At 61.1% G+C, this 26,670-nt stretch carries 22 protein-coding genes; 13 read left to right on the top strand and 9 right to left on the bottom strand.

Annotated features, from left to right (window positions below):
* Positions 1 to 35: 35 nt before the first annotated feature.
* A complete protein-coding gene (locus tag M3089_RS02170; RefSeq protein WP_249081489.1) occupies positions 36 to 1,919 on the top strand; it encodes a TonB-dependent receptor plug domain-containing protein in 1,884 nt (627 codons plus the stop codon).
* A 79-nt stretch (positions 1,920 to 1,998) separates the two neighbouring features.
* On the opposite strand, the gene M3089_RS02165 is transcribed toward M3089_RS02170, so the two are convergent.
* The 3 genes from M3089_RS02165 to M3089_RS02155 form a co-directional block, all read right to left on the bottom strand.
* The gene (locus M3089_RS02165; RefSeq protein WP_249081486.1) at positions 1,999 to 2,973 is read right to left on the bottom strand and encodes a phosphatase PAP2 family protein; all 975 of its coding nucleotides are present in this window, start codon (positions 2,971 to 2,973) and stop codon (positions 1,999 to 2,001) included.
* Between the two features lie 313 nt (positions 2,974 to 3,286).
* A complete protein-coding gene (locus tag M3089_RS02160) occupies positions 3,287 to 4,279 on the bottom strand; it encodes an NAD-dependent epimerase/dehydratase family protein (protein WP_249081485.1) in 993 nt (330 codons plus the stop codon).
* 273 nt (positions 4,280 to 4,552) lie between these two features.
* Positions 4,553 to 5,482, bottom strand: a complete 930-nt coding sequence (locus M3089_RS02155) for a cation diffusion facilitator family transporter (RefSeq protein ID WP_205106935.1) — start codon at positions 5,480 to 5,482, stop codon at positions 4,553 to 4,555.
* Between the two features lie 168 nt (positions 5,483 to 5,650).
* Here M3089_RS02155 and rnr point away from each other — a divergent pair, with 168 nt between their 5' ends.
* Positions 5,651 to 7,861 (top strand): ribonuclease R, encoded by a 2,211-nt coding sequence (gene rnr, locus M3089_RS02150; protein WP_249081483.1) that lies wholly within the window; start codon positions 5,651 to 5,653, stop codon positions 7,859 to 7,861.
* 84 nt (positions 7,862 to 7,945) lie between these two features.
* Here rnr and M3089_RS02145 read toward each other — a convergent pair whose 3' ends face one another.
* A complete protein-coding gene (locus M3089_RS02145; protein WP_394802234.1) occupies positions 7,946 to 9,133 on the bottom strand; it encodes a BamA/TamA family outer membrane protein in 1,188 nt (395 codons plus the stop codon).
* 22 nt (positions 9,134 to 9,155) lie between these two features.
* Positions 9,156 to 10,070 (bottom strand): PCMD domain-containing protein, encoded by a 915-nt coding sequence (locus M3089_RS02140; protein ID WP_394802237.1) that lies wholly within the window; start codon positions 10,068 to 10,070, stop codon positions 9,156 to 9,158.
* Positions 10,071 to 10,694: 624 nt separating this feature from the next.
* Here M3089_RS02140 and M3089_RS02135 point away from each other — a divergent pair.
* Positions 10,695 to 11,711 carry a hypothetical protein gene (locus M3089_RS02135; RefSeq protein WP_249081481.1) on the top strand — a complete coding sequence of 339 codons (1,017 nt, stop codon included), beginning with the start codon at positions 10,695 to 10,697 and terminating at the stop codon, positions 11,709 to 11,711.
* A 272-nt stretch (positions 11,712 to 11,983) separates the two neighbouring features.
* On the opposite strand, the gene M3089_RS02130 is transcribed toward M3089_RS02135, so the two are convergent.
* Both M3089_RS02130 and M3089_RS02125 read right to left on the bottom strand, forming a co-directional pair.
* Complete coding sequence (locus M3089_RS02130) at positions 11,984 to 13,297, bottom strand: histidine-type phosphatase (protein ID WP_205106945.1); 1,314 nt, start codon at positions 13,295 to 13,297, stop codon at positions 11,984 to 11,986.
* Positions 13,294 to 14,874: a carbon-nitrogen hydrolase family protein gene (locus M3089_RS02125; protein ID WP_249081480.1), complete on the bottom strand. Its 1,581-nt coding sequence runs from the start codon at positions 14,872 to 14,874 to the stop codon at positions 13,294 to 13,296. The genes M3089_RS02130 and M3089_RS02125 overlap by 4 nt, the downstream gene beginning before the upstream one ends.
* A gap of 199 nt (positions 14,875 to 15,073) precedes the next feature.
* On the opposite strand from M3089_RS02125, the gene M3089_RS02120 reads away from it, so the two are divergent.
* The 6 genes from M3089_RS02120 (at position 15,074) to M3089_RS02095 (ending at position 19,098) form a co-directional block, all read left to right on the top strand.
* Positions 15,074 to 15,721 (top strand): hypothetical protein, encoded by a 648-nt coding sequence (locus tag M3089_RS02120; protein WP_249081479.1) that lies wholly within the window; start codon positions 15,074 to 15,076, stop codon positions 15,719 to 15,721.
* 79 nt (positions 15,722 to 15,800) lie between these two features.
* Positions 15,801 to 16,190, top strand: a complete 390-nt coding sequence (locus tag M3089_RS02115; protein WP_249081478.1) for a hypothetical protein — start codon at positions 15,801 to 15,803, stop codon at positions 16,188 to 16,190.
* 156 nt (positions 16,191 to 16,346) lie between these two features.
* Complete coding sequence (locus tag M3089_RS02110) at positions 16,347 to 16,853, top strand: pyridoxamine 5'-phosphate oxidase family protein (protein WP_249081477.1); 507 nt, start codon at positions 16,347 to 16,349, stop codon at positions 16,851 to 16,853.
* A complete protein-coding gene (locus M3089_RS02105; RefSeq protein WP_239483423.1) occupies positions 16,850 to 17,884 on the top strand; it encodes a C1 family peptidase in 1,035 nt (344 codons plus the stop codon). The genes M3089_RS02110 and M3089_RS02105 overlap by 4 nt, the downstream gene beginning before the upstream one ends.
* A 306-nt stretch (positions 17,885 to 18,190) precedes the next feature.
* On the top strand, positions 18,191 to 18,469 hold the full coding sequence (locus tag M3089_RS02100; protein ID WP_205106955.1) for a LysO family transporter: 279 nt from the start codon (positions 18,191 to 18,193) through the stop codon (positions 18,467 to 18,469).
* Positions 18,466 to 19,098 (top strand): lysine exporter LysO family protein, encoded by a 633-nt coding sequence (locus tag M3089_RS02095; RefSeq protein ID WP_205106957.1) that lies wholly within the window; start codon positions 18,466 to 18,468, stop codon positions 19,096 to 19,098. The genes M3089_RS02100 and M3089_RS02095 overlap by 4 nt, the downstream gene beginning before the upstream one ends.
* Before the next feature lie 104 nt (positions 19,099 to 19,202).
* Here the strand turns inward: M3089_RS02095 and M3089_RS02090 are convergent, their stop codons facing one another.
* Entirely contained in the window at positions 19,203 to 19,730 is a 528-nt protein-coding gene (locus M3089_RS02090; protein WP_249081476.1) for a nitroreductase, read from the bottom strand.
* Positions 19,731 to 19,834: 104 nt separating this feature from the next.
* Here M3089_RS02090 and M3089_RS02085 point away from each other — a divergent pair, with 104 nt between their 5' ends.
* The 4 genes from M3089_RS02085 to M3089_RS02070 all read left to right on the top strand — a co-directional run bounded on the left by M3089_RS02085 (position 19,835) and on the right by M3089_RS02070 (position 25,026).
* Entirely contained in the window at positions 19,835 to 20,566 is a 732-nt protein-coding gene (locus M3089_RS02085; protein ID WP_249081475.1) for a M15 family metallopeptidase, read from the top strand.
* 141 nt (positions 20,567 to 20,707) lie between these two features.
* Positions 20,708 to 21,337 (top strand): hypothetical protein, encoded by a 630-nt coding sequence (locus tag M3089_RS02080; RefSeq protein WP_249081474.1) that lies wholly within the window; start codon positions 20,708 to 20,710, stop codon positions 21,335 to 21,337.
* 244 nt (positions 21,338 to 21,581) lie between these two features.
* Positions 21,582 to 23,969, top strand: a complete 2,388-nt coding sequence (locus tag M3089_RS02075) for a DUF3160 domain-containing protein (protein ID WP_249081473.1) — start codon at positions 21,582 to 21,584, stop codon at positions 23,967 to 23,969.
* A 4-nt stretch (positions 23,970 to 23,973) separates the two neighbouring features.
* On the top strand, positions 23,974 to 25,026 hold the full coding sequence (locus M3089_RS02070) for a CapA family protein (RefSeq protein WP_249081472.1): 1,053 nt from the start codon (positions 23,974 to 23,976) through the stop codon (positions 25,024 to 25,026).
* 40 nt (positions 25,027 to 25,066) lie between these two features.
* Here the strand turns inward: M3089_RS02070 and cysS are convergent, their stop codons facing one another.
* Entirely contained in the window at positions 25,067 to 26,557 is a 1,491-nt protein-coding gene (cysS, locus tag M3089_RS02065) for a cysteine--tRNA ligase (protein ID WP_249081471.1), read from the bottom strand.
* Between the last annotated feature and the right edge of the window lie 113 nt (positions 26,558 to 26,670).

Here is a 26,670-nt window from a genome sequence, read left to right as displayed (position 1 = left end):
ACAAACTGGAAAATAACCATACACACATTAAAAGGATGAAGAAGGACATACTTATGGCGGCATTGCTGGCTGCCACAGGCTTGCAGGCACGTGCTGCCGGCATAACAACAGAGACGGCAGACAGTGTCGGGCTCGGCGAGGTAGTGGTGACCGGGACGCGCGGGGCCACCGACATCAGGCACCTGCCAATGACAGTCTCTGTGGTGGGGAGGCAGAAACTGACCGAGAACTACCGCACCGCGCTGCTGCCAACTGTCAACGAGCAGGTGCCCGGACTGTTTGTGACATCGCGCGGGGTGCTTGGCTACGGCGTGTCGACAGGTTCGGCCGGGGGCATAAAGGTGCGCGGAATGGGCAGCGGGGCGTCGATGCTCGTGCTCATAGACGGCGTTCCGCAATATGCCGGACTGATGGGCCACCCCATCCCCGACGCCTACCAGACCATGCTGGCCGACCGTGTCGAGGTGCTCAGGGGCCCTGCCTCGCTGCTCTACGGCAGCAATGCCATGGGCGGAGTGGTCAATATAGTAACGCGGCAACTGCTGTCTGACGGCTCACGGACCAACGTGACGCTGCAAGGCGGCTCCTATGGCACCATCGAGGGAGGCATCACCAACACCACGAGGAAAGGCAGGGTGGAGAGCATCGTGGGCTTCAATTACAGCCATACCGACGGCCACCGGCCCGACTCGAAGTTCAGCCAGTACTCCGGTTTCGCCAAGCTGGGCTACGACATAAGCGCACATTGGCGCGCCACGGGCGACATCAGCCTGACCCACTTCGAGGCCGAGAACCCCGGAGAGGTGGCCAGTCCGCTCATCGACAACGACTCGCGGATAACCCGCGGCATGGCTTCGGTGGCGCTGGCCAACACCTACGGGCGCACCGAGGGGGCCATACGGGTGTTCTACAACTGGGGCCACCACGAGATAAACGACGGATACGGGCCCGGGGAGCAGCCGCAAGAGGCGCTCTACATGCACGACGACATGATGGGCGGCGTGTCGGTCTACCAGAGTATGTCGCTCTTCCGAGGCAACAGGCTGACGCTCGGCTTCGACTACCAGCACTTCGGCGGCCGCGCGTGGAACGAGGTCATGACCACCAAGGAGGAGTCTGTGCTGGGCGACAAAGAGCAGGATGAGTTTGCAGGATATGTCGAGCTGAGGCAGGATTTGTGGTCGTGGCTCACTGTCGACGCCGGTCTCAGGGTAGACAACCACTCGCAGGCGGGCACCGAACTGGTGCCGCAGGGAGGCCTCACGTTCCGACTGTCGCCGCAGGCCGACCTGAAGGCCATGGTGAGCAAGGGCTTCCGTAACCCCACCATACGCGAGATGTACATGTTTCCGCCTGCCAACGACCAGCTCAAGCCTGAGCGGATGATGAACTATGAGCTGGCTTTCACGCAGCGGCTGATGCACGACCGGCTGCGGCTGGGGGCCAACGTGTTCTACCTCAAGGCCGACAACTTGATTGAGACGGTGCGCTCCGGCGGCCGCCCGAGCAACATAAACACGGGCGAAATGGAGAATTGGGGCGTCGAGCTTGAGGCCGCCTACGACGTGACCAGGGCCCTGAAGCTCAATGCCAACTACAGTTTCCTTGACATGAACCACCCTGTCACCGGTGCGCCCGAGCACAAGCTGTACGTCGGGGCCAACTATTCTGTGGGCCGCTTTGCCTTTGCCACGGGCCTGCAATACGTCGACGGGCTTTACACCTCGACCGTGGCGGTTGGCGGCGAAGACCGCACAGAGAACTTCTGGCTGTGGAATCTCACCGCGTCGTGCCGCGTTGCGAAGGGCTTCAGGCTGTTTGCCCGCGGCGAAAACCTGCTCGCCCAGGGCTACGAGATAAACTATGGCTACCCGATGCCGCGCGCAACGGTCATGGCCGGCGCCGACTGGGAGTTCTGACATGGCTGCCATTGCGGGCAACAACAAGAGGGAGCCGGGCGCGAGCCCGGCTCCCTCTTGCATTCGTGGCGTGGGCGTGTCACTCCCGTATGCGCGAGTAGGCGGCGTTGAGCGCCACAAACAGCACCACGGCCGAGGCCCATCCGGCAAAGACGTCGATGGCATAGTGGGCGTAGATGTACACCGTCGACAGGCAGAGCAGCACGTACAGCGGCAGCAGCGCGAGCAGCAGGCGGCGCGAGCGGGCCCTCCACACGAGCAGCAGCAGTATGGTGCTTATGCCCACGTGGCTGCTGGGGAAGGCTGCCGTGGGGCGTTCGCCTGCCTCGTGGGCGTCGGCCACCATCTTGTAGAACACCCCGTCGCGGTATCCCGGGCTTGTCAGTGCCTCGCGGTGGGTGGCGAAGTAGTTGCCCACATCGGCGAAGTGGCCCTGTGCGGCGGCGTCCATGCCTATGGCTTTATAGTAATACTGCGGCCCGGCCACGGGCAGTATGATGTATATCACGTAGTATATGAAGAACGATGCGAGTATGACAAAGGCCGCGCGGTGGAAGTCTTTGTACCGCCAGATGAAGAAGAACAGCGTCACGACGAGTATCATCGGGAAGTAGGAAGCGTAGCCCAGGTCCATCAGTTCGCTGAACACGGGGCCGGGCAGGGCGCGGCAGAAGAGCAGCGCCGGCTGGCATCCGAAGAGCTGTTGCTCCCATGTGGCGAAGTGGTGGTCGAGGTTTGGGAACATGCGGTTGAACTCGTAGGTGTCCGGGTACCACCATGAGAGCAGCGCCATCTGGGCCGCCACGCGCGCGAAACGCGTCAGGGGGCACGGCAGCATGCGGTAGACGGCCCACAGCGCGGCCGTCATGACGGCTATGCGCAGCCTCCCCCAGAGCATCGACTCGGGGTTTTCGAGCTTGGTATATGTGAAGAGCATGAGCAACAGGGTGAATGCCATGTAGCCAACCATGACCCACTCGGCTGCAAGCAAGCCTTTCTTGGGTTTCTTTTCGAGCTTGAAAATGCTGAGAAAATCAAACGTTTTATAATTCATAATTCACAATTCATAATTCATAATCCGCAATGTCGGCTGCGAAACAGGGCCTAAGGCGGTGACAGCCTGCCACAAGACATGGTTTCAACCCTTTGTTATTTGGTAATAAAACAGACACAGTGGTTGTTTCATCCATTTGGTATTTGGTGATTAAGCATACGCGGTGATAGTTTCATGCTATTGGGCTTTTGTACGAAAACGGGCAAAGTGCGTGTTTCATACCGTCCGTTTTTTGTACTAAAAAGGGCAATGGTGTTGTGTTATGCCATCCAAAGCATATTTTCTTAATCATTAATTCTTAATACTTAATACCTCAAATCCACCCGTTGTCCTTGTACCACCTGATGGTCTCCGCGACCCCGCGCTCCAGCCGGTATTGCGGTTCGTAGCCCAGTTCGGCCCTGGTCGGGGCAATGTCGCACCTCCAGTTGCGCTGCCTCATGATGCGGTATTTGTCGTTGTTCAGTGCCGTCGGCCGCCCTGTAAGCCTGCCGGCATACTCTCCGCAGAAGGTTATGGCCCTCAGGAGCCACAGCGGCGCCTTGAGCCTGACCACCCACGGGTGGCCCAGCTGGCCGATGATGAGGTCGCTGAACGTGCGCGAGGCGTAGACACAGCCGTCGCTCAGGAAGTACTTTGCGCCGTTGCGCCCGCGCTCCAGGGCCAGGAACACAGCCTGCACCACGTCGGCCACGTAGACAAACGTCAGGTCTTGGGGCTTCAGCCCGGCCGCGAAGTCGGTGTGCTTCTTTATGCTTTGCGCCATCATGAAGTAGTCGTGCTCGCGCGGCCCGTACACCCCTGTGGGCCGCAGCGTCACCACGGGGAAGCCGTCGAGGCTGTCGAGGTATCTCTCGGCCTTGAGCTTGCTCATCCCGTAGGCCGTGTCGGGCCTCGGATCGTCGTTGACTGAAATGTCGGCATACGGCCTTTGCTCGCGCACGGGGCCCATCACGCTGAGGCTGCTCAGGAATACAAAGCGCCTGAGCGGCATGCGCAGCTCTACGAGCGCGTCGGCCAGGTGGCGCGTGCCGTCGGTGTTCACCCTGTAGAAGTCGGCCTTGTGCAGGCACTTCGTGGCCCCGGCGGCATGCACCACATAGTCGAACGTGTGGCCGCCGAGCTGCCCTTTCAGCCTCTGCTTGTCGCCGAGGTCGAGCTCAATGGTGTTGATGCGCGGGTCGGAGATGTATTTCCGGCTGCTCGTGGGACGCACGGCAGCCCACACGTTCATGCCCCTTTTGATGGCTTCTTCGACGATGAAGCTTCCGATGAAGCCCGTTGCTCCGGTTACGAGTATGTTCATTTGTCTTTTGGTTGTCGTTGGTCGGTGTGCTTCAAGGTCGTGGCGGCGGCCCGTGCCCCGCTCCCTTGCAAGCCAGTGTCTGTAAAGTTTGTTCGCAACAGTGGGCGCGTTGCCCAAGTGCTTGGGCCACAGCGCGTTGCAAAACGGGCCGCATTGCCTTGCCAAACGGCCCGTATGGCGCTCCCGAACGGGCTGTTTTGAGCCCCCGTATGGGCCGTTTGGCGGGCCTGTCCGGGGGGCGTGCCGCCATGCCGGGGCCATTGTAATGTTTTCTTACGCCCGCTGCGCCCCGCCGCCGTCGGCCCCGTCGCCTTTCGCCGGCTCCACGTGCAGGCTGATGTGTGTGCGCGGCCCGAACTCGCTTCGCAGCCTCCGCTCTATCGCCGAGGCGTGGGCGTGCGAGTCGGCGAGCGTCATCTGCCCCGGCATCCTTATGTGCATCTCCATTGCCACGGCGCTTCCGATGCGCCTCGTGCACAGGTTGTGGATGTCGCTCACGCCCGGCTCCTGCATCACTATGTCTGTTATGAGCTTCTCGGTGTCGTCGGGCAGGCTCTTCTCGAGCAGCTCGTCGGACGACTCCCTTATCTGCTTGAGCGCCTGCTGCATGATGAGCAGGCTCACCACCACGGCTGCAATGGGGTCGAGCACGGCCCAGTGGCTGCCCAGGACGATGGCCCCGCCGATGCCGACGGCCGTGCCCACCGACGAGAGGGCGTCGCTGCGGTGGTGCCACGCGTTGGCAATGACGGCCGGTGAGCCCAGCCTCCGGCCCACGCGGGCGGTAAACCTGTAGGCCCACTCCTTGAGCGCTATGCTCAGCAGGGCCGCCACGAGGGCAATGAACCCGGGTTGCTCGAGGGCGTGGCCGTGCACCACGGAGGCTATCCTGCGCACACCGTCGTAGCAGATGGCCGCCCCCACGAGCAGCAGGGCTATGCCAATGATCGACGAGGCCATGGTCTCGTACTTGCCGTGGCCGTAGTCGTGGTCTTTGTCTTGCGGCTTCTCGCTGATGTGGACGAACACCAGCACCACGGCGTCGGTGAGCAGGTCGGAGAGCGAATGGACGGCGTCGGCTATCATCGCTGCCGAGCACCCCACTATGCCGCTCACAAACTTGAACACCACCAGGCCCACGTTGATGGCACTGCCGGCCAGCGTGACGTTGCGTATGGCTCTCTCTCTGCCGTTAGTATTCATCTTGTTGCATTTTGGTTGCAAAGTTACTACTTTTAAATAAATTATAACTCAAATGGCGAGGAAATACGGATTTTATTTAGTTACTTTGCATTCGGGCGGCAAGAGCGGGGCCCGACACACCCGGAGCGAGTTGCCGCCGCACACACACCTAACTATAAACGAACGACTATGGGAAAGAAAAAAGGCGGAAAGCGGATGTCGAAGAAGCAAGTGGCCGAGGCACTGCAGGGACTGTTCTCGGCGCATCCGGGCGACACATTCACCTTAAAGTATATATTCAAGCAGCTTGGTTTCAACACGCATCCGCTGAAGATGCTGGCCGTCGACACGCTCGACGAGATGTCATGGGATGACTATCTGGCCAAGGTAAGCGACAACTCTTACCGGCTCAACACCAAGACGCAGGTGCAGGAGGGAAGGTTCAGGCGCAAGGCCAACGGCAAAAACAGCTTCGTTCCCGACGACGGCTCGCAGCCGGTCTTCGTGGCCGAGCGCAACTCCATGTGCGCCCTCGACGGCGACCGCGTGCAGGCCACATTCCTGGCGCGCCGCCAGCACCACATGCGCGAGGCCATGGTGACGGCCATTCTGGAGCGGGCGCGCGACACGTTTGTGGGCCGCCTGAGGGTAGAGAAAGACGTGGCGTTCCTCATCACGCCCGAAGCCATCTTCGTTACCGACATCCTCATACCCAAAAGGAAGCTGAAGGGGGGGAAGACGGGGCAGAAAGCCGTGGTCAGGATAAAGCAATGGCCCGACGCGGAGCATAAGTACCCCGTGGGCGAAGTGGTCGACGTGCTCGGCGAGCAGGGCGACAACGACGTCGAGATGAACTCTATCCTCGCACAATACGGACTGCCCTACAAGTACCCCAAGGCCGTGGAGGACGCCGCCGAGAAGATTCCGGCCGAGATAACCGACAAAGACCTCGAGGGCAGGGAGGACTTCAGGCAGGTCTTCACGTGCACCATCGACCCGCACGACGCCAAGGACTTCGACGACGCCCTGTCGATACGCCGTCTCAGCAACGGCCTCTGGGAGGTGGGAGTGCACATCGCCGACGTGTCGCACTACGTCACCGAAGGCTCCGTCATCGACAAGGAGGCAGTGAAACGGGCCACGAGCGTCTACCTCGTAGACCGCACCATACCGATGCTTCCCGAGCGTCTGTGCAACTACATCTGCTCGCTCCGCCCCGACGAAGACAAGCTGACGTTCAGCGTTATCTTCGACATGGACGACGACGCCAACGTCAAGGGATCGCGAATCGTGCATACCGTCATACGCAGCGACCGCCGGTTTGCCTACGAAGAGGTGCAGGCCATACTCGAGCAGAACGGTGTGAAGGACGGGACGGGCCTGCCTGCGCCCGCACCGGGGCCCGGGGGGTATGCCGGCGAGCATGCCGCCGAGCTCGTGAAGCTCGACGCCCTGGCCAAGAAACTGCGCGAGGCGAGGTTCAAGAACGGCGCCGTCAAGTTCGACCGCGAGGAACTTCACTTCGACGTCGACGACAAAGGGCACCCCACTCGGTGCTATTTCAAGAAGTCGAAAGACGCCAACAAGCTCATCGAGGAGTTCATGCTGCTGGCCAACCGCACCGTGGCCGAGAGCGTGGGCCGCGTGAAGAAGGGCCAGAAACCAAAGACGCTGCCATACCGAATACACGACCAGCCCGACCCGACCAAGCTCGAGGCGCTGCGTACCTTTGTCGTCAAGTTTGGCTACAAGCTTAAGACTGCCGGCACGCGGGGCGCCGTTTCGAAGAGCATCAACTCGCTCATGGACAGTTGCGCGGGCCGGAAGGAGCAGAAACTGATAGAGACCGTGGCCCTGAGAGCCATGATGAAGGCGCGCTACAGCGTGCACAACATAGGGCACTATGGCCTCGCCTTCGATTACTACACACACTTCACGTCGCCCATCAGGCGCTATCCCGACACCATGGTGCACCGGCTTCTCACCAGATACCAGCATGGAGGGCGCTCTGCCAACAAGGAGCATTACGAGGAGTTGTGCGACCATTGCAGCGACATGGAGCTGATAGCGCAGAACGCCGAGCGCGACTCCATCAAGTACAAGATGGTGGAGTTCATGGCCGACAAGGTGGGGAACGTCTATGATGCGCACATCAGCGGCATCACGTCGTACGGCATCTATTGCGAGATAGACGACAACCACTGCGAGGGAATGGTGCCCATGCGCGACCTGGACGACGACTATTACGACTTCGACGAGCGCAACTACTGCCTCGTCGGGCGCCGTCATCACCACAAGTATCAGCTCGGCGACCCGATAACCATCAGGGTTGCGAAGGCCAACCTTGAGAAGAAGCAGCTCGACTTCGGCATAGAGCGGGCCGCGAAGAAGAAGCAGTAGCAGGCCCGCTGGGCCCCATTGTGCGGCAAAGGCTGCGCATGCCATGTGGCGTGCGCAGCCTTTGTGCTGTGTTGCGGGCTGGGTTCAGAATGCCTCGTTGATGTTGAACATGAACCCCGACTGGCCGCTTTTGCCGAAGCCATAGTCGAGCCTGACGTTCACGTTCTTCTTGAACTCCCAGCGATATCCCACCCCGAAGTTGGGCAAAATGTGGTCGAAGCGCATCGAACTGAACTTGTCGAACACCGTGCCGGCGCCAACCCACGCCACCACACCGTGCCGTTTCCACACGTGCTGGCGCAGTTCGACCTGCGCCTCCACCTTGTGCTTGTCGCGGTATCGGCCTTGGTAGTAGCCGCGCATGGAGTATGGGCCTCCCAGTTGGGCCATCATGCCCCACGAGGGGTTGCCGAAGTTGAGCGTGCCGCGCAGGTCTGCCGCCACGGTGGCCCCCTTCCAGGCCTTTGCATAGGCGTCGGCTATCATCTCGGTGGTGCTGAATGCGTAGTCGTTGCCGAGGAAACGTGGCCGGAAGCACTGCGACAGGTTGACGTAGAAGCCGCGGTGCGGGTTGGTGGTGACGTCGCGCGAGTCGTATACGAGCGACAGCCCGAGGCCGAAGTTGAGCGTCTTTTGGTCCATGCCCTCGATGAGTTCGGGCCTGTCGAAGTCGTATCCGCGCACGAAGTCGAACGATGCCGTCGGGCCGAGATACAGTTTCGGCGCTATCCTGAACAGGAAGCTGGCCTTGGCCTGCGCCTGCCACCGCATCATGTCCGATTCGTTTCCGCCGTCGTTGCCCATGTCGTAGCCTATTCCCCAGAACTTGGTTGGGAACGAGTAGAAGTATACCGTGTAGTCTATGCGGTAGCGGTCGTGCCTTGCCACGTGCAGCCCCCTGACCCCGAGCATGTAGAACCCCACGGTAGAGACGTCGCCGAAGAGCGACACGTTCGACGGCGTCAGCAGCGTGTCGGCCCTGTCCGTGCTGTACAGTCCGGCTGCCACGAGTCCCAGTCCGAGCTTTGTGTTGGTGTTGAAGTGCGGTCCGCCGAGTATGCTGAAGTCAAATTTCTTGTCGCTTTTGCCCTTGTTGGCGTTGCTGAAGTAGTCGAGCAGCTTCTTGCCCAGGCTTTTCTTTTTCTGAGCTGAGTCGCGGGCCGCTGTCATTGCGGCTGCTGTCGTGTCGGCGGCCGTTGCTTCTTGCGCCCCAGCCGGGCCGTGGGCCCCTATCAATGCGGCGGCTGCCAGGGCCAGCAGTAGTCGTTTCATGTTGCCAGGTTGGTTGTTTCTTTCAGTAAACGAGCTCCACGTTGTCTATCCAGAGAGTGTTCCCGATGGTTCCCACGTATGCTCCACCGTGGCTCGACGAGAATTGCAGCACCATGTGGGTGGGCTTTTCGTCGGCGTCGGCCCATCCCGTCTCCCTGATGGGCACGCTTTCCCCGCGGCTGTTGCGCGCGTAGTCGGCCTGCCTCAGTCCCATGGTCGAGGCGTTGTATTGCGGGTTGTGCCTTATGTCGCCATACATTATGGTGTACGTGGCGTTGTTTACCCACCCGTTGGTCGACTTGCCGTACCTCACCACCATTGTGCCCACGCGCTTTGCCGTGATGTTCCCGTTGGCGTCTTCCGTGCGTTTCTGCAGCAGCAGTATGGCCGTGGCGTAGTCGGGGCCGGCCACGGTCTGCTTGCGGCTGAACCCGTTTTGCCTCACCCTGTTCTTTGTTCCCGGCACCGAGACGCGGTAGTCGTAGCGCACGGCCTTGGGCCTTCCGGTGAAGGGGATGCCGAAGTTGAGCCACTTCTGCGCCTCTTTCGTGCCGGTGATGGGCTCTTTCATGTCGCCCAGGAATATGGAGCCGGCTGCCAGCACCTTGATGTTCATCAGCCCGAGCACCTTGACGCTCTCCAGGTGGGTGGTCATCTTGGCGCAGTAGCCGTTGCCGCGGCGCTCGCGGAACACCGAGTTGTTGGTCTTGACCACGCCCATCACCTTTGCCATGACGTTCGAAGTGCCCCATGGCGAGCCCCCTGCGTTGGTGTAAGGAATGTTGCCGTTGATGGTCTTGTTGGGCCCTATCTCATACAGTGTCTTGGTGTTTCCGCCTATTATGCCCGACTCTTTGATGTGGCGAACCACCCATTGGTCCATGTTGCCATACTTTAGTGGCACCACTTGGTCGTCGGCCCCGCCTCTCGACGGCATGGCCAGCGCAATGGCAAGCAGCAGTGCTGCCGCAGTGTTTTGTCTCATTTCTGTATTGTCTTCGTTAAAAACAGGCTGCAAATTTACAACATTATTTCTTATGCCGACTTTCGTATTTGTCTGCAAGGATGGTCTTTTGTCCTTTATTAACCTAATTTACACTTTGTCGCCGGCCTGTTGCCGGCAGGCCCGCGTGGCTGCTGCCGCATGACTGTTTGGGGCGCCCCGGCCGTAGGCTGCTTTGTGGGGGCTTTGCGGCGGAGGCCGTTTTGCGTTGCCGTTCGGGCCGTTTTGCGTTCCGAAACGGCCCGTTTCATGCTGCGATACGGGCCGTTTTGCAAAGCCGTTGACTGTCAGGCGGTTCCGTGCCGCTGCCGTGCCGTCGGCTGCCGGGGCTGTTGCGGCATTGCCGCACGTGGCGTGCCATTGCCCCGAAACATTGCTGTTTCGTCGTATAAATTTGTCTAAAACACACCATTTTGACCTTTTTTTTAGTATATTTGCGGCAGAAATACGATTAAGTGGCGTCGTGAGACGTTTGCCGGGCTATTTATCCGACGGTACATTTTCAACGGCTATATGTTTAAATTACATACAATTGGTAACATTAAAATCAAGTTGTTTATGAAAAGAGAAATGCTGAAAACAGTTATGGGCAGGGCCATTTACATGGCTTTTGCCGTGTTTGCTGCGTTCGCAATGGCGTCGTGCAGCGATGATGACGGCAACAATGGTGATGGCGGCGACGACACTTCAGGTGGCGGGTCGGACGGTACGGAGATGGAGGCGCCCCGGTTTGAGTCGTCGGCAGCCAAGTATACCATCACCGACGCCGGCAGTCCATACACCTCGGTGGAGCTCACTGCCAGCGGCAACTACATCATCTTCACCAGCGGATCGCAGGCTCCTGCCACAGCGGCAGCCGCTCCTGCCACGCGCATGTCTGTCATGTCGGATGGCGCGGGGCGGCCTGACACGCGCTATATACATTATTCTAACATACTGTCTGGCAAATACACCAAGACGGGCGAGGGCGAATACGAGCTCGAGGGCTTCGGCAAGCTCGTGGTGTCGGGCTCGGGCGACCAGTCGTACAGCCTCGACATAACGCTCTCGGGCGGCCATTCATACTCGCTGAAAGGCAACCGCGCCGGCACGCCTTCGTCGGGAACGATGACCGACAACCTGTGCCGCACGTGGGAAATAGTGCAGTGGAGGGCCTTCCTGAGGTATAATGGCGTGACCATGTTTGACTGCACGGACCCGACCATCGACGGTCTCAACGCCAAGCTCGAGGCTTGGGGCAGGGAGCACGACCCCGACTACACCGACGGCGACTACCTGCTCGACTTCACAAGCGCCACCGGCCCCGAGCAGGTTGTGTTCACCAAGTCGGGCACATACATGGTTACCTATGCCGACAGCCACCTTGCTGTGTCTACATGGCGCTGGGGCAACCAGGAGAATGGGCTGCTCGAGTATTCCTGGGACCCCAATGCGTTTGACCCGGATGGCATCTACGGCGTGGCCACCGCCTACTTCAGGAAAGGCAACCTCGAGCTCACCGAGGGTTTCAAGGAGACAGAAGACGGATTCACAATAGAGCAGGGAACCACCTATACGCTCAAAGAGGTCAAATGACAAGGCCCGGCCATGCCCTTGTTGCGGCTGTCCGGGTGTGCGCCGCCCGCAGTCGGCGGCCACCGTTTGAACATGCATACCCAATGTAAGAAGGCGTGGCCGGTGCTTGTCGCCGGCCTGCCTGTGTAACAGGAAACGGACCGCCATGCCCTATTCCCCGGCGTGTTGCAGGGGCGGGTGTGGCAGTCCGTTTCTTTTGTGCGGCGCCCCCGGCTGCAGGCATGGCTGTGGCGGAGCGTCTGCGGCCGTCGTGCAGCCGTGCCGCGGCAGCGTCAGTCGGCGTCGGCCGTTGTGGCCTTGCCCATTGTCGCCATGCGTTCCAGCCAGTAGCCGCGCACGTCGCTCCACCTGTAATACGGGCCGCTGACAGCCTTTATGGGCAGCTTGGCCTCGTTTTCGTTGAGCAGCACCTTCACCACGGGGTCGGTGTCGGATGCGTCTTTGCGGTAGAACACTATCTGGACGTTGCTCCCCATGGGGAAAATCTTGTAGTCTATCCATCCCTTTCTGTCAAGATGTCGCAGGTCGTCGGTGCTCATCCCGTAGCCGTCGAGGCCCATCAGGCACACCAGCGGCAGCAGCACCGTCTCGTGGCCGAAGCGCAGCGAAGCCCCCGTGCCGGCCAGCCTGATGCAGCTGTCGGCCTCGTTGATGATGTTGTTCAGCAGGTTGCGCTGAGTGAGAGGCTGCCGCCCGCCGTTGATGGGGCAGCAGGCATAGCCCAAGTACCACCCCGCGTTGTTGCAGACCCAGTTGGCGTAGATGTCATTGTCGTCGAACACGTCGTACAGCGTCACCTTGTAGCGGGCGTCGCTGTTCTGCGTTGCCGACGCAAGGCGGAACAGCTGGTCGTTGAGGCGGCGCATGCCCACGTGCTCCCGTGCGTAGTCCATGTCGCTGAACAGCCGCCGCATCACCTTCACCGTGTCTACCATAGAGTCGTAAAGCTGCCTCATGGCCTCACGGGCCTCGGGCGTCCATGCGCTTGGCGTGGGCGCGGTGTTGGCAAAGTTCATGTATACCATGTCGTGCTGGCTTGCGTCGTGGCTCACGTTGAGGGCCGGGTTGAGCCTCACCAGTTCCATGAGCTCGTTCTCCATCGACAGTATGCAGCGTATCACCACGGTGCTCCGGGCGTCTATGTGCGCCCCCGGGGCAAACACTTCCGGGAAGCGTTCATACATCCTCCGGGCTATTCCGCGGTGCTGCCTGGCCCCGATCTCGGTCAGTTCGCCCAGTCTTCCGTCGGCCTCGGCCTGCATCCAGCTAATGCGGCGCATCAGGTCGCGGCCGCGCAGCGTCAGTTTGCCCATGCTGTCGGCCCTGTGTAGCGTTGCCAGCGGCTCGGCGTAGTCTTCCGGGTCGATGAGGAACCGTGAGCCGTGCCTGCCGTAGTGGCTTATGTAGAAAGGCTTCAGGCTGTCGGGGGCGGGCGTCATCTTCCGGCTGTTGTCGGGTCCCGGGTAGGCAAGCAGGTTGCTTGCCGAGAGCCTGATGTCGCGCTTGAAGTCGCGTTTCGGGGTTTGTGCCCCTGTTGCGGCTGCCACCATGATGGCGGCGGCCAGCGCTGTGAGTTTGCTGTTCATTTCGTGTTGTCTTTTTCTTCGGTTTTGTCTTGTGCCCCGATGGCCGCCCGTTTCATCTTCACCTCGTAGAGGTCGGTTCGCCTGTCGCGCAGGTTTCTCACGCTGCCGTATGTGTGCAGCTCGTTGAGTAGGTCGAGGTCGACGTCGGACACGAGTATCATCTCAGTGTTGGGCGTGGCTTCTGCGCGCTTGCCGTCGTTGGGGAAGGCGAAGTCGCAGGGCGTGAACACGGCCGACTGGGCGTACTGTATGTCCATGTTGTGCACCCTGGGGAGGTTGCCCACGCTGCCCGCTATGGCCACGAAGCACTCGTTTTCGATGGCCCTTGCCTGCGCGCAGACCCTCACCCGGGAGTAAGCGTTCTGCGTGTCGGTCATGAACGGCACGAAGAGAATCTGCATTCCTTCGGCTGCCATGAGGCGCGACAGCTCGGGGAACTCGACGTCGTAGCATATCAGTATGCCTATCTTGGCGCAGTCTGTGTCGAAAGTCTGCACGAGGTTTCCGCCGCTCAGTCCCCAGCTTTTCACCTCGTCGGGCGTCACGTGTATCTTTTCGTACATGTCGTATGAACCGTCGCGGCGGCAAAGGAAGCCCACGTTGTATAGCGACCCGTCGGCCTTGACATACGGCATGCTGCCGGTTATGATGTTGATGTTGTAGCTTATGGCCAGTTCGACGAACCTGTCGCGCATCTGTTCGGTGTACTGTGCCAGGGCGCGGATGGACTGGGCTTCGCCCATGTCGTTGTATTTGGCCATGAGCGGGGCGTTGAAGTATTCGGGGAAGAGGATGAAGTCGCTCTTGTAGTCGCTCACGGCGTCTACGAAAAACTCCACCTGTTCGAACACGTCGTCGATGGTGTGGTAGGCCCTCATCTGCCATTGCACGAGCCCGATGCGCACCATCGGCTTGCGGTCGACGTACGAGTCGGTGGGCGGCTGGTAGTAGATGTTGTCCCATTGCAGCAGCGTGGCGCAGTGTTTCGACTCTTCGTCGTTGGGAAGGTAGTTGCGTATGACGCGTCGAACGTGGAAGTCGTTTGACAGCTGGAACGTGAGCACCGGGTCGTATATCTCCCTCGAGCGCACCTTGTCGATGTATTCCTTGGGCCGCATGGTGTCGGCATACTTGTGGTAGTTGGGTATGCGCCCCCCGAACATGATGGCTTTGAGGTTTAGTTTCTCGCAAAGCTCCTTGCGGTATTCGTACATGCGCCGCGCCAGTCGCAGCCCGCGGTAGTCGGGATGTATGAAGACCTCGATGCCGTAGAGTATGTTTCCGTTGGGGTTGTGGGTGTTGAAGGTCTCGTTGCCCGTCACCTTGGCGTAGGTGTGGTCGCCCTTCACCATGTCGTAGTCTACGATTATGCTAAGCGCGCAGCCCACGATCTTGTTGTCGACAACCGTTACCACCTGTCCTTCGGGGAAGATAGTGATGAGCTTCTTTATCTGTTCGCGCGTCCAGAACACGTCGTGGTCGGCGTAGATGCGCTTGAACGACTTGGAGAGCTGCGCGTAGTCTTCCATCCGCAGGTTGCGCAGCTCCACCTTGTTGATTTTGTGTGATGGTTCCATCTTATGTAGAATGTGTTTAGTTGCCTGCCATTTGTTATCGCGATGCAAAGTTAGCAATAATTCCGTCAGCTTGCATTTATTGTACCATTATTTTGCTGTTTAACGGAATTTCCGTATCTTTGTCGTTGCCGATGCCCCGTAGGGCCACTTGCGGTTGGCCGCCCCGAGGTGTCTGCAACATGTATAAATCCTACTGTTAATGACAAGGACAAACAACTGGACAGACGAAGACTGGCTGCTGCTATTGCAGCTTTACCTGCGCAAGCCCGTGGGGCTGAAGCCGCCCTACAGCCGCCCTGTGGTCGACTTGGCCCTCGAGTTGCACGTGCCCCCCGGCGAACTGTTTGCCAGGATGTGCTCCGTGGCCAACCTCGAAACGCCTTTGCTTGAGCGCATGTGGCAGAAATACGGCGCCAACCCGCGCCGGCTGGCCCGCGTGGCGGCCCTGTTGCGCAGCATGAGGGGCTTCGGCAATGCCGAGGCCTTCTACAGTGGCGTGGCCGTCTGCCAGACCTTTGAGCGCGACTTCCTGCCTGTAGGAGGCCTGCCGGGCGTGAAGCCGGTGATGCTCGTGCTCATTCTCGACCTCTATTTCCGCCTTACGCCCCCCACTATGGTGGCCCGCACGCCCGAGGTGGCCGAGCTTGGCAGGCTGATGCGGGTGGGGGCCGACCTCGTGGTCGACGCCATGGCTGCCTACCGCCATCTGGATCCCTACCTGCGCCATGCCGCCCCGCGGGCCGGGGCGCTGCTCGACGCATGCCGCGAGGTGTGGTCTCGCTATGGCAATGCCGACCCGGTGGAGCTGGCTTCGTATGCCGCGCAGTTGCGCGAGTATTTCTGTTAGCGGGCCTCTGCGGGCTTGTGGCTGTGGCGAGGGGGTGGCCGTAGCAGGCCGTTGAGGCTTTTGGAAAATGTGAAAAACGTTGAAAAGTCATTACAACAAACCCCTCGTGGCCGGCTTTTTCAGCTTCGTGGCCTTTGCCGAAGGCAAATGGGCCGTTCTCGTAACGGTTGCCGTAACATGCAGGCTTACAGCCGATTGCCTCTCGTTGAGGCTGCTTTTTGCTGCAACATCGGCGGCCTTGGGCCTCGATTTCTTTTCCGAAAGGCTCAAAAATGCGTTTTTTCAAGCTCCCGAACCCCATGTCCTGCACGGCCATACGGGCCGTTTTGCAATGCCAAACGGGCCGTTTCGCGGTGCGGTATGTGCCGTATTGCAATGGCGTATGGGCCGTTTCGCCCTGCCGACGGCCGTTTTCGGCACTTCGTTTCCTGGTTTGCATGTTGCCGGAGTGTTAATTTTCAGCATATAATGTTTACACCGCCATGGCCTGCAGACATAGAGCCGCCATGGCCGTCTGCCCGCTGCCGAGGTGGCGCTGCGCGGCGGCCACAGGCCAAAAAAGCGTTGCCGCCGCCATGTTTTCTCAGATTTTATTGATAATTTTGCGGCAAACTTATACCGAATTATGGATATACAGAATTACTGCAACGACGGTGTGCGCCGCCGTGACCGCCTGCTCGACGCTGGCCGCGCCGCCGAGTTGCTGCGCACGGGCGAGTATGCCGTGCTCTCGATGGTCGAGAACCGCGGCGGCACCCCGGCCGGCTACGGCATCCCCGTGAGCTTCGTCTGGGACGGCGGGGCCTCTGTCTACATACACTGCGCGCCCGAGGGCCACAAGCTGGGCTGCCTCGACGCCAGCCCCGGGGCCACGCTCTGTGTGGTGGGGGCCACGCGGGTGGTGCCCCGGGGCTTCACCACCGAGTATGAGAGCGTGCTGTTGCGCGGCACCGTGAGCCGCGGGCTCGGCGAGGGCGAGCGCATGGAGGCGCTGCGAATGATAGTGGGCAAGTATTCGCCTGGCCACGAAGAGGTGGGCATGAGGTATGCGGCAGCGTCGTTCCACCGCACCGAGGTGCTGCGCTTCACCATCGAGTCGGCCTCGGGCAAGTGCAAGAGGGTGGCCCCATGAGGTGCCTGCCGTTTGCCGCCGCCGCCGTGGCGGCGCTGCTGCTTGCTGCCGCCTGCAGCCGGCGCGGGCCCGCCGGCGAGCGTTTCTCGGTCGAGGTGATGAACGCCTCGACCCCTGTCAAAGACCAGGGCCGCAGCGACGGCTGCTGGGCCTATGCCATGCTCTCGGCCATCGAGACCGAGCACATCATGCGCGGCGACTCCGTCAGCCTGTCGGTGGCCTACGCCCTGCGCTCGGCCGTGGCCGACGGCTTCCGCCGCAGTTACCTCGGCGGCGGTGCCGACACGGTGGCCCTGCGCGGCACGGCCATGACCCTCATATCCACGATTGCGGCCCATGGCATCGTGCCCTACGACGCCTACGGACGCGGCGACGCACAGGCGGCCGCCGTGGCTGCACGCCTGGCCGGGCGCATGGCGGCCTCGGCGGTGAGGCGGCGCACGGGGCTGGCTGCGGCCGAGAGGCAGCTCGGGGCCATGCTCGACGAGACCATGGGCCCCGTGCCGGCCCGTGTCTTCATGCTCGGGGCCGAGTATACGCCGCAGGAGTTTGCCCGCAGCGTGTGCGCCCCGGGCGAGTATGTGGCGCTGACCAGCTTCACCCACCATCCGTTTTATGCCGACTTCGCCCTCGAGGTGGCCGACAACAGCGGGCGCGAGCCTTTCTTCAACGTGCCCATCGACACGCTCATGACGCGCCTGGAGCGCGCCGTGAGGGCCGGGCGGGGCGTGTGCTGGGAGGGCGACGTCACCGAGCCGGGCTTCTCTTTCGGCCGGGGGGTGGCTCGACTGCCCGAGGGCGAGGCCACGGGGCAGGCCGACCGGCAGGCGGCTTTCGAGCGCTTCCTTACCACCGACGACCATTGCATGGCCGTGGTGGGGCTGGCGCGCGACGCCCGTGGCGAGCTTTTCTACATCATGAAAAACTCGTGGGGCACGGGCAACCCTTACGGAGGCATGGTCTACATGGCCGAGAGCTACCTCAGGCTAAAGACCGTTGCCGTGGTCATGCCGGCCGACGTGGCGCGCTGACACGAGCCCGTGAAGGCGCTTTGTGGGCGCAAACACATTAAAAGCGGATAAAAATTTGGCCATATCCGGATAAATGTTTACCTTTGCAGCCCCAAAAACAGGATAGCAAGGCAACTATGTACACAGAGCGCACGCATATCAGATTCATTGTGGCTAAAGGCGGATGGACCTTCAGCCACGCCGAGCGTGCCCATTGGTTCAGTGGCTATCTGCAATAGACCGTTATGCTTTTCTGTAGAGATTAGGTTGCGGCGCTGCCCCGGGCAGGACCGTAGTAGTATGACGCTGTCTAAAAAATAACATCAGATGATTGTCTTTATATCATTTCTAATCGTGGGGGTGATGGCCGGCTATGCGCTGCGCCACACCGCCATACAGAAAGAGCTGGGCCGCACCATGCCTGTCACGGTTTGGCTGTTGCTCTTCGTCTTCGGCGTGTCGATAGGTTCCGACCCGTTTGTCATGGGCAACCTCGGCAACTTCGGAGGCCAGGCCCTGCTGCTCTGCCTTGCCGGCATGGTGGGCAGCATAGTGTTTGTGGCTGCCGTCTGGCGGCTGTTTTTCAAGAAAGGAGGTGGGCTATGAGCGGCAGCTATGGCGTGGTAGGCATGTTTGCCGTGGGGTGCCTGGCCGGTGCAGTGGCCGTGGCGGCCGGGTTCGACGTGCCCGACGTTCACGGCATATCGGTCTACATTCTCTATGCCCTCATGCTCCAGGTGGGGCTGGGCCTGGGCAGCCGCGACAACCTGAAGCCCGTGTTGCGGGCCGTGGGGCCCAAGGTGCTGCTGCTGCCGGCGGCCAGTGTTGCCGGCACGCTGGCGTTTTCGGCGCTTGCCGGCCTGCTGCTCAGCCGCTGGAGCGTGGCCGACTACCTTGCTGTGTGCAGCGGCATGGGCTACTATTCGCTCTCGTCGGTGCTCATCATGCAGCTCAAGATGCCCACGCTGGGGGCGCAGCTGGCCACCGAGCTGGCCACCATTGCGCTGCTCACCAACATCATGCGCGAGCTGCTAGCGCTGCTGCTGGCCCCGGCCCTGAGCCGTTTCTGCGGGCGAATGGCGCCGATATCGGCCGCAGGGGTTACCTCGGCCGACGTGGCCCTGCCATCCATCATGCGCGCATCGGGCCAGGCCATGGTGCCGTTTGCGCTCATCCACGGCCTGCTGATAGACTGCAGCGTGCCGTTCTTCGTTACGTTTTTCTGCAAACTCTGAGCCCGCCTGCAGTGGCGTGTATATGCACCGGGAGGCCCGGACGGGGCTGCTGGCATGGTTTCGGCAGCCGTCCGGGCCTCTTGGTGCATCAGTGCCGGCGTGTGTCACCTGACCCATCTCACGTAGCCGGGCTTGCGGGGCTTGGCTGCCTTGGGCTGCCCCTCGGCGGGATAACCCACCACGCAGTGGCCAATGCCCTCGTAGTCGCCCTCTATGCCCCACTCTGCGAGCAGGGCCTTGCCCTCGTCTGAGGCGAACACCTCGCGCGCGCGGTGAATCCAGCAGCTGCCCAGCCCCACGGCGTGGGCGGCGTTCATGAGGTTGCCCATCACCAGGCTGCCGTCGTAAAGATATGTGGGGCGGCTCCTGTCGGCCAGCACCACGAGCACCACGGGGGCGCCGTAGAACGGGTCGGACTGCGTGCCCAGCACCCCGGCGTTGAGCTTCGACAGGCGGTCGCGCACCTCGCGGTTGGTCACGGCCACTATCACGGGCGACTGGGCGCCCATGCCTGTGGGGGCGTATGTGCCTGCCTTTGCCACTTGCTCTATCAGTTCGTATGCCGGCATGGCGTCCGGCTTGAAGCCACGCACACTGCGGCGTGTCTCCATACAGTTAAGGATTTCGTTCATCTTTGTGGGTTCTCACATTTGTTTGCCATGCAAAAATACTGCTTTTTTGGCTTATTAGTCACCCGGTACAGGCTTTTTTCGTAACTTTACGGCCAAAAAGCGATATGCAACTACTTAAGTTTTGCCTGCTGGCCGTTGCCTTGCTGGCGGCTGTCGGCGCCAAGGCCGGCTGCGGCGACGGCTTTCCCGGTGGCTGGCGGCCAGGCTGCGAGGTGAGCGCCGAGGTCGTGGCGGCTGCAGGGCTCGACCGCTGCTTTGTGTCGGAACCCGTCAGCGACGCCGTGTTTGCGCGCATGCAGGGCCGCTCGTGGCCCGCCAACTGCCCGCTGAAGCGCAGTGGGCTGCGCTACCTGAGGCTGCTGCACCGCAACGCCAAGGGCCGCCCGCAGATGGGAGAGATGGTGGTCAACGCCACGATAGCCACCAAGGTGGTGGCCATCTTCCGCCGTCTTTACGAGCTGGGCTACCGCATCGAGCGCATGGTGCTTATCGATGAGTATGGCGCCGACGACGAGACGGCCATGCGGGCCAACAATACTTCGTGCTTCAACTTCAGGTTCCAGACCGGCTCGACAACCCGGATATCGAAGCACGGCATGGGTTTGGCCATCGACATCAACCCGCTTTACAACCCGTATGTGAGGCGGAGGCGCGACGGAACGTTCCACGTGGAGCCATCCGAGGGGCGGCCCTATGCCTTCGACCGAGCCCGGCGCAGCGACATTCCGTACAAGATTGACCGCAACGACGAGGCCTACCGCCTGTTCACGGCTGCCGGGTTCCGCTGGGGCGGGGCGTGGCGCAGCGTGAAAGACTATCAGCACTTCGAGTTCTGACGGGCTGTTTCATGGCCGGAAATGCACCCGGGGCCGCGGCCTTTCCGGCCGCTCCGGCAATGCGGAAAACCGCTTCGGCCATCGGGCCGCATTTACCCCGGTTGGTTATAATTCATGTATCAATATATAATAATGTGTATCATGGCACTCTATGCGGTAGCAAGGCGATGTCTGGGCGGGGCGGCTGTATTGTCGGCCGTGGCCCTGTCGGCCTCCGCCCCCTTTCCTCCTGCCGGGGCGGTTGACGGCGGCAGCGGGTCGGCGGGACAGGGCCAGGCCTCCGACACGTTTGCCATGGAGCGCGTGGCCGACACGCTCAGTGTGCTCACTCTGGGCGAAGACCGCTGGCTTCTGCCTTTCCCCGTCTACCGCTTCGAGGTGGCCGACGTCAACGGCGACGGCTCTGCCGATGCCATCGTGGGCGTGGTGAAAGCCACCCGCTACGACCCTGAGGTGCGCCGGCGGGTGTTTGTCTACAAAAACTACCGCGGCCACGTGCGCCCCCTGTGGCTCGGCTCGCGGCTGGGGCAGCCCGTCGCCGACTTCCACTTTGTGGTCCCGGAGGGCGTGCTGCGCGTGATGGAGGTTGAGCGCAGCGGCCTTTACCTTGTGGCCGACTACCGTTGGCGGTCGTTCGGCATGGACTTTGTGCGCTACGTGGCGCGCGAGTGCAGCGAGGCCGAGGCCCGGCGGCTGCTCGGCGCGGGCGGTTGGACACGGCCCGGGGGTGCGGGTGGCCAAATGGTTGGCCGTCAGCAGGTTGGCCGTTAGTGCCGTTTTGCATTGCCATACGGGCTGTATTGGACTGCAATACGGGCCGTTTTGCAGCATGCGGCTGTAGTAGGCCGGGCAATGGTGGCTCGGTATGGCTGTGAGCAAAGGCAAGTTTTGATGGCAACGCTTTGCCGTATGCCATATTTTAATTATCTTTGCTGGCAGGGCGCATTGGCCCGACAGGGCTCAGACGGCGGCCGCCGGCCTGTGCCTTGCGGGCCTGCCAAATATTTTGAAACCTATGACAAATAAGATTGCAAGACTTTTTCACGGCCTGGCTGTGGCCTTGGCAATGGTGCTGCCAGCCACGGCCTGCGGTGCCGAAGGGTTTGTGCCTGTGGGCAGCCGTATTGACGTCGAGGCCCTGGGCAGCCATATCGACACGTCAATGGACATCTCGGGGCTTAGCCTGCAAGACCTGCGCATACTGCGCAACGCCTTCGCCGCGCGCCAGGGATACTGCTTCATCGACTATGCCCTGCGCGCCGTGTTCGGCCATACGTCGTGGTATGACAGCCTGATGTACGAGCGGGTGGTGGGCGAGGCTGGCGAGAAGCCCATCACATACACCAAGGACGAACTGGCATTCATCGACCGAATAAAGGCCCGCGAGGCCGAGCTGAAGGCGCAGAACTACAAGTGTGGCCCCGGCGAGAGGGTCAACGTGGGCAACATTGTCAACGGGTTCCAGCTCGAAGAGGTGTCAGAACCGCTATACAGGAGGCTCGCACGCGACGGCTTCGCCATAGTGCCGAGGCAGAACATACAGCTGTTTCACTGTTACGAAAACAACGATTACCACGACTTTCCCAGTTTCATCACCACCGACTTGCACCTGCAGCTGATGCACATATACTATTCAAAGCTCATGCAGGATATAGAGGCCGGCGGGCTGGCGGTGAGGCTCGGCGGGCTGTCGAGGCAGCTATACGCCCGGCTGGAGCAGTCGCTGGCGCAGTCGACGAGCGACAACGGCCGTGAGACGGCGCGCTGGTGCATGGCCTGGCTGGCTGTCTACGACCGCTTGTGGGGGCTCGACCAGTTGCAGGCCCCGGCGGGATACGAGCAGGCCGTGGCCGACGAGGTGGGGCGGGTGATGCAGGCCGCCGACGCCGAGTCGCCGTTTCTCGGTCAGACCGGCGTCAAGTTCATGTACAGTCTGTTCCGTCCTCGCGGCTACTACATGGCGAGCGAGCTGCAGCAGAAGTATTTCCGCTCTATGATGTGGCTGCAGTCGACGCCCTTCTGCATCGACGACAAGGTGCAGCTGCGCCGCGCCGTGAGGCTGGCCGACACCGTCAACGGCAGCACGAGGGCCCGGGGCAGCCTGATGTTCATCGACAATCTGCTCACGTTCATGGTGGGGCGGCCCGACGGACTGTCGGTGCTCGCGCTGGCCGACGAGCTGAAGCGCGGCAAATATAACACCGGGCGGCTGATGAGCGACGACGCCCTGCTGGCCCGTCTGCAGCGTTCGCTGCTGGCAAAGAGCCGGGCCGCGGCCCGCATCAGGCCCAAGGAGCAGCTCTCGTGCGCCGAGAAGATATGCTTCCTGCCGCAGCGCTATGTGTTCGACAGCGAGGTGTTGCAGGAGCTTGTCGACGTGGAGACCAGTCCGCAGACGCTCCGCGCCTACCCCTCGGGGCTCGACGTGATGGCCGCTCTCGGCTCAGAGGCGGCCCGCGGCATCCTGACAGGCGAGCTCGGTGTGGCCGACAGATGGCCCGAATACACAGCGCGGCTCGACTCTGTGGCTGCCATGATGCCGGAGCTGACGCGCGACTCCACTCTCTCCGACTTGCGACTGGAGGCCTTCGGGGCTCTGGCCGACATGGCTGACGACCGCCTGCCTTACTTCATGCGCACGCCGCAGTGGGTCAGGAAGGGCCTTAACGCCGCTCTCGCGGCCTGGGCCGAGACGCGCCACGACATCACTCTTTATGCCAAGCAGCCCATGGCGGCCGAGTGCGGCGGCGCTATACCCGACCCGGTGGTGGTGGGATACGTCGAGCCAAACGTGGCCTACTGGGGCAAGGCGCTCGAACTGATACGCCGGATACGGGCGGTTGTCGACTACTACGGGTTCATGACGCCGCGCATAAAGAGCATTACCGACCAGGTGGAAGAGCAGACCGACTTCCTCTTGCGCATTGCGCAGAAGGAGATAGAGGGCCGCAGAGTCACCGCCGAGGAGTTCAAGAGCATTGAGAAACTGGGGAGTACATACGAGTGGCTTACGCTCGACATAATGAAAGACAAGGCCCGGCAGGACGGCATGTCGTGGGAAGACGTGCAGGGCTCCGACCGTTCGGTGGCCGTGGTGGCCGACGTTTACACTTCCAACGGGTCGAACAACCCCGACAAGGGCGTGCTCCATGCCGCCACGGGATACGTTGACGACATATACGTTGTGGTCGAGATAAACGGCATGCTGCACCTTACCAGGGGCGCGGTGTTCTCGTATCGCGAGTTCCCCATGCCGCTGGGAACGCGCCTTACCGACGCCGAGTGGCAGCAGATGCTGGAGCGTGAGCCGCGCAAGGGGGTGCCGTCGTGGATGGACGGGATAATACTTGCCGACCCGGTGCCTGCCGACAACGAGCTCATTTTCTACAGTTCGGGGTGCTGAAGCCATGCGCATCAAGGGTGTTTGGCTGCTTGTGGCCGCATTGATGGCCGTGTGTCTCGGTTGCAAAACGGCGCAGCGAAGCCGCAACCATGGCTTCGCCCGGGCCGAGGGGCATGCTGTAAGCCCCGGAAACGGATGCGGTGGCGGTGCCGCCGTGGCCGGTGCCGACTCGCTTGTCATGCTTTTCACGGGCGACGTGATGCTCGGTCGCGACGTGGGGCGGCTGATACGCCATGGTGGTGCCGACCGTCTTTTCTCGCAATCGGTCGACTCTCTGTTTGCCACGGCCCACGTTGTGGTGGCCAACATCGAGTGTCCTGTCACACAGAAGGAGTCGCCGCTCAACAAGCGCTTTGTGTTCCGGGCCGACACCACGGTGCTTCCGGTGTTGCGGAAGCATGGCATCACGCATCTGAACATGGCCAACAACCACACCATCGACCATGGTCGAGTAGGGCTGGAAGACACATACAATAATATATTGAACGCCGGGATGGTGCCCATAGGCTACGGCGGCAACGACAGCGAGGCATGCCGTCCGGTGATGGTGGGCGGCGGTCCGCGCCCTGTGTTCGTGCTTGCGTCGCTGCGGGTGATGTCGGAGAACTATGTGTACATGCCCGACAGGCCGTCTGTAGCCGAGGCTTCGGTGGGCAGGCTTTGCGACTCCGTGCGTGCCATACGCCGCCGGGTGCCGTCGGCCTGCATAGTGGTCTGCCTGCATTGGGGCGTTGAGCACACGCTGCACCCCACCTTAATGCAGCGCCATGAAGGCCGTATGCTGGTGGATGCAGGTGCCGATGCCGTGATAGGACACCATTCGCACACGGCCCAGGACGTGGAGATCTACCGCCACCGCCCCATATTCTACAGTCTCGGCAACTTCATCTTCGACCTCGACAGGCCGCTCAACAGGCGCGGACTGGTGGCAAAGCTCACTGTCACGGCAGACAGTTTGCTTGTCGACAGCCTGCCTGTTGAGATTAGGAAATGTGTGCCCGAGGTTGTCGGGCGCGTTCGTCAGCCGGCCGTATGTGGCATGGGCGCCGGCCGTTGAGCCTGCCAATGCTGCCACGGGCGGCGCAAGCCATCAGTAGCTACTTGTTAAGCCGCCACGTCACACCGTCCTTGGTGTCTTTCACTTCAAAGCCGGCGGCGGCCAGTTCGTCGCGTATGTGGTCGCTTGTGGCCCAGTCTTTGGCGGCCTTGGCCTTGGCCCTGAGGTCGAGAACCATGTCGACCACCTTGCCGAAGGCTTCCTCTCGGTGGCTGTCGGCGCCGCCCTTGTCTTCGCTCAGGCCCAGAAGGTCGAAGGTGAACAGGCGCATCGTTGCCTTGAGCTCCTCGAGGCAGGCAGCGCAGATGGCCGCCTTGTGGTCGAGAATCTTGTTGATGTGGCTGCACGCCTCAAACAGGTAGCTTATCACCTGCGGTGTCGAGAAGTCGTCGTTCATGGCGTCGTAGCAGCGCTGGCGCAACCCGCTGACAAACGCTTCGGTCTCGGCGTCGCACTTGTCGGATGGCTGTATGCGCTCCATGTCGCTTATTCCGTTCATCAGCCGCTCCAGTCCCTTTTCGCTGGCGAGCAGCGCTTCGTTGGAGAAGTCTACCGTCCCGCGGTAGTGCGCGCTCAGTATGAAGAAGCGGATGGTCATCGGCGAGTATGCCTTCTCAAGGCTTTGGTGGCTGCCGGTGAAGAATTGCTCGAGCGTAATGAAGTTTCCCAGGCTCTTGCCCATCTTCTGCCCGTTGATGGTAATCATGTTGTTGTGCATCCAGTAGCGCACCATGGGCTTGCCTTGTGCGGCCACCGCCTGTGCAATCTCGCACTCGTGGTGCGGGAAAACGAGGTCCATGCCGCCGCCGTGGATGTCGAACTCGGCCCCGAGATACTTCCTGCCCATGGCCGTGCACTCGCAGTGCCAGCCCGGGAAACCGTTGCTCCAGGGGCTCGGCCAGCGCATGATGTGCTCGGGCTGTGCCTTTTTCCACAGCGCGAAATCCACCTGGTGGCGCTTTTCGCCCACCCCGTCGAGCTCACGGCTTGCGTCTTTCACGTCGTCGATGTTGCGCCCGGAAAGCACTCCGTAGTGGTGGTCGTGGTTGTATTTCTCCACGTCGAAGTATATGCTTCCGTTGCTTTCGTAGGCATATCCGTTGTCCATTATTTGCCTTACCAGCTCCTCCTGCTCTATGATGTGGCCGCTGGCGTGGGGCTCGATGCTTGGCGGCAGCACGTTTAGGGCGCGCATTGCGTCGTGGTAACGGTTGGTATAGTGCTGCGCCACCTCCATGGGCTCAAGCTGTTCGAGCCTCGCTTTCTTTTCAATCTTGTCGTCGCCCTCGTCTGCGTCGTGCTCCAGGTGGCCCACGTCGGTGATGTTTCTTACGTAGCGCACTTTGTATCCGAGGTGCCTAAGGTACCTGAACACGATGTCGAACGTTATTGCCGGGCGTGCGTGGCCCAGGTGAGGGTCGCCGTAGACGGTAGGCCCGCACACGTACATTCCCACGTTTGGCGCGTGGAGCGGCACGAACGGCTGCTTCGAGCGCGTCAGTGTATTGTAGATTACAAGTCTCTGTTCCATACGTTTATCATGTTTGTTATATGTGGACTGCAAAGTTAATGCAAATTGGCGACGGTAGCAAAAAAAGGCGTAACAAAATGAACCGAGGCGTGACGCAGGCATGCCTGCGGGGC

Origin of the sequence: Marseilla massiliensis, from assembly GCF_023336985.1 — a bacterium.
Classification (GTDB): Bacteria; Bacteroidota; Bacteroidia; order Bacteroidales; family Bacteroidaceae; genus Prevotella; species Prevotella intestinigallinarum.
This window is presented reverse-complemented; position numbering and strand designations above follow the sequence as displayed.

Excerpts from the sequence above, each read along its gene's own strand:
- M3089_RS02170 (WP_249081489.1), top strand. The coding sequence starts at position 36 with ATGAAGAAGGACATACTTATGGCGGCATTGCTGGCTGCCACAGGCTTG.
- M3089_RS02165 (WP_249081486.1), bottom strand. The coding sequence starts at position 2,973 with ATGAATTATAAAACGTTTGATTTTCTCAGCATTTTCAAGCTCGAAAAG.
- M3089_RS02160 (WP_249081485.1), bottom strand. The coding sequence starts at position 4,279 with ATGAACATACTCGTAACCGGAGCAACGGGCTTCATCGGAAGCTTCATC.
- M3089_RS02155 (WP_205106935.1), bottom strand. The coding sequence starts at position 5,482 with ATGAATACTAACGGCAGAGAGAGAGCCATACGCAACGTCACGCTGGCC.
- rnr (WP_249081483.1), top strand. The coding sequence starts at position 5,651 with ATGGGAAAGAAAAAAGGCGGAAAGCGGATGTCGAAGAAGCAAGTGGCC.
- M3089_RS02145 (WP_394802234.1), bottom strand. The coding sequence starts at position 9,133 with ATGAAACGACTACTGCTGGCCCTGGCAGCCGCCGCATTGATAGGGGCC.
- M3089_RS02140 (WP_394802237.1), bottom strand. The coding sequence starts at position 10,070 with ATGCCGTCGAGAGGCGGGGCCGACGACCAAGTGGTGCCACTAAAGTAT.
- M3089_RS02135 (WP_249081481.1), top strand. The coding sequence starts at position 10,695 with ATGAAAAGAGAAATGCTGAAAACAGTTATGGGCAGGGCCATTTACATG.
- M3089_RS02130 (WP_205106945.1), bottom strand. The coding sequence starts at position 13,297 with ATGAACAGCAAACTCACAGCGCTGGCCGCCGCCATCATGGTGGCAGCC.
- M3089_RS02125 (WP_249081480.1), bottom strand. The coding sequence starts at position 14,874 with ATGGAACCATCACACAAAATCAACAAGGTGGAGCTGCGCAACCTGCGG.
- M3089_RS02120 (WP_249081479.1), top strand. The coding sequence starts at position 15,074 with ATGACAAGGACAAACAACTGGACAGACGAAGACTGGCTGCTGCTATTG.
- M3089_RS02110 (WP_249081477.1), top strand. The coding sequence starts at position 16,347 with ATGGATATACAGAATTACTGCAACGACGGTGTGCGCCGCCGTGACCGC.
- M3089_RS02105 (WP_239483423.1), top strand. The coding sequence starts at position 16,850 with ATGAGGTGCCTGCCGTTTGCCGCCGCCGCCGTGGCGGCGCTGCTGCTT.
- M3089_RS02100 (WP_205106955.1), top strand. The coding sequence starts at position 18,191 with ATGATTGTCTTTATATCATTTCTAATCGTGGGGGTGATGGCCGGCTAT.
- M3089_RS02095 (WP_205106957.1), top strand. The coding sequence starts at position 18,466 with ATGAGCGGCAGCTATGGCGTGGTAGGCATGTTTGCCGTGGGGTGCCTG.
- M3089_RS02090 (WP_249081476.1), bottom strand. The coding sequence starts at position 19,730 with ATGAACGAAATCCTTAACTGTATGGAGACACGCCGCAGTGTGCGTGGC.
- M3089_RS02085 (WP_249081475.1), top strand. The coding sequence starts at position 19,835 with ATGCAACTACTTAAGTTTTGCCTGCTGGCCGTTGCCTTGCTGGCGGCT.
- M3089_RS02080 (WP_249081474.1), top strand. The coding sequence starts at position 20,708 with ATGGCACTCTATGCGGTAGCAAGGCGATGTCTGGGCGGGGCGGCTGTA.
- M3089_RS02075 (WP_249081473.1), top strand. The coding sequence starts at position 21,582 with ATGACAAATAAGATTGCAAGACTTTTTCACGGCCTGGCTGTGGCCTTG.
- M3089_RS02070 (WP_249081472.1), top strand. The coding sequence starts at position 23,974 with ATGCGCATCAAGGGTGTTTGGCTGCTTGTGGCCGCATTGATGGCCGTG.
- cysS (WP_249081471.1), bottom strand. The coding sequence starts at position 26,557 with ATGGAACAGAGACTTGTAATCTACAATACACTGACGCGCTCGAAGCAG.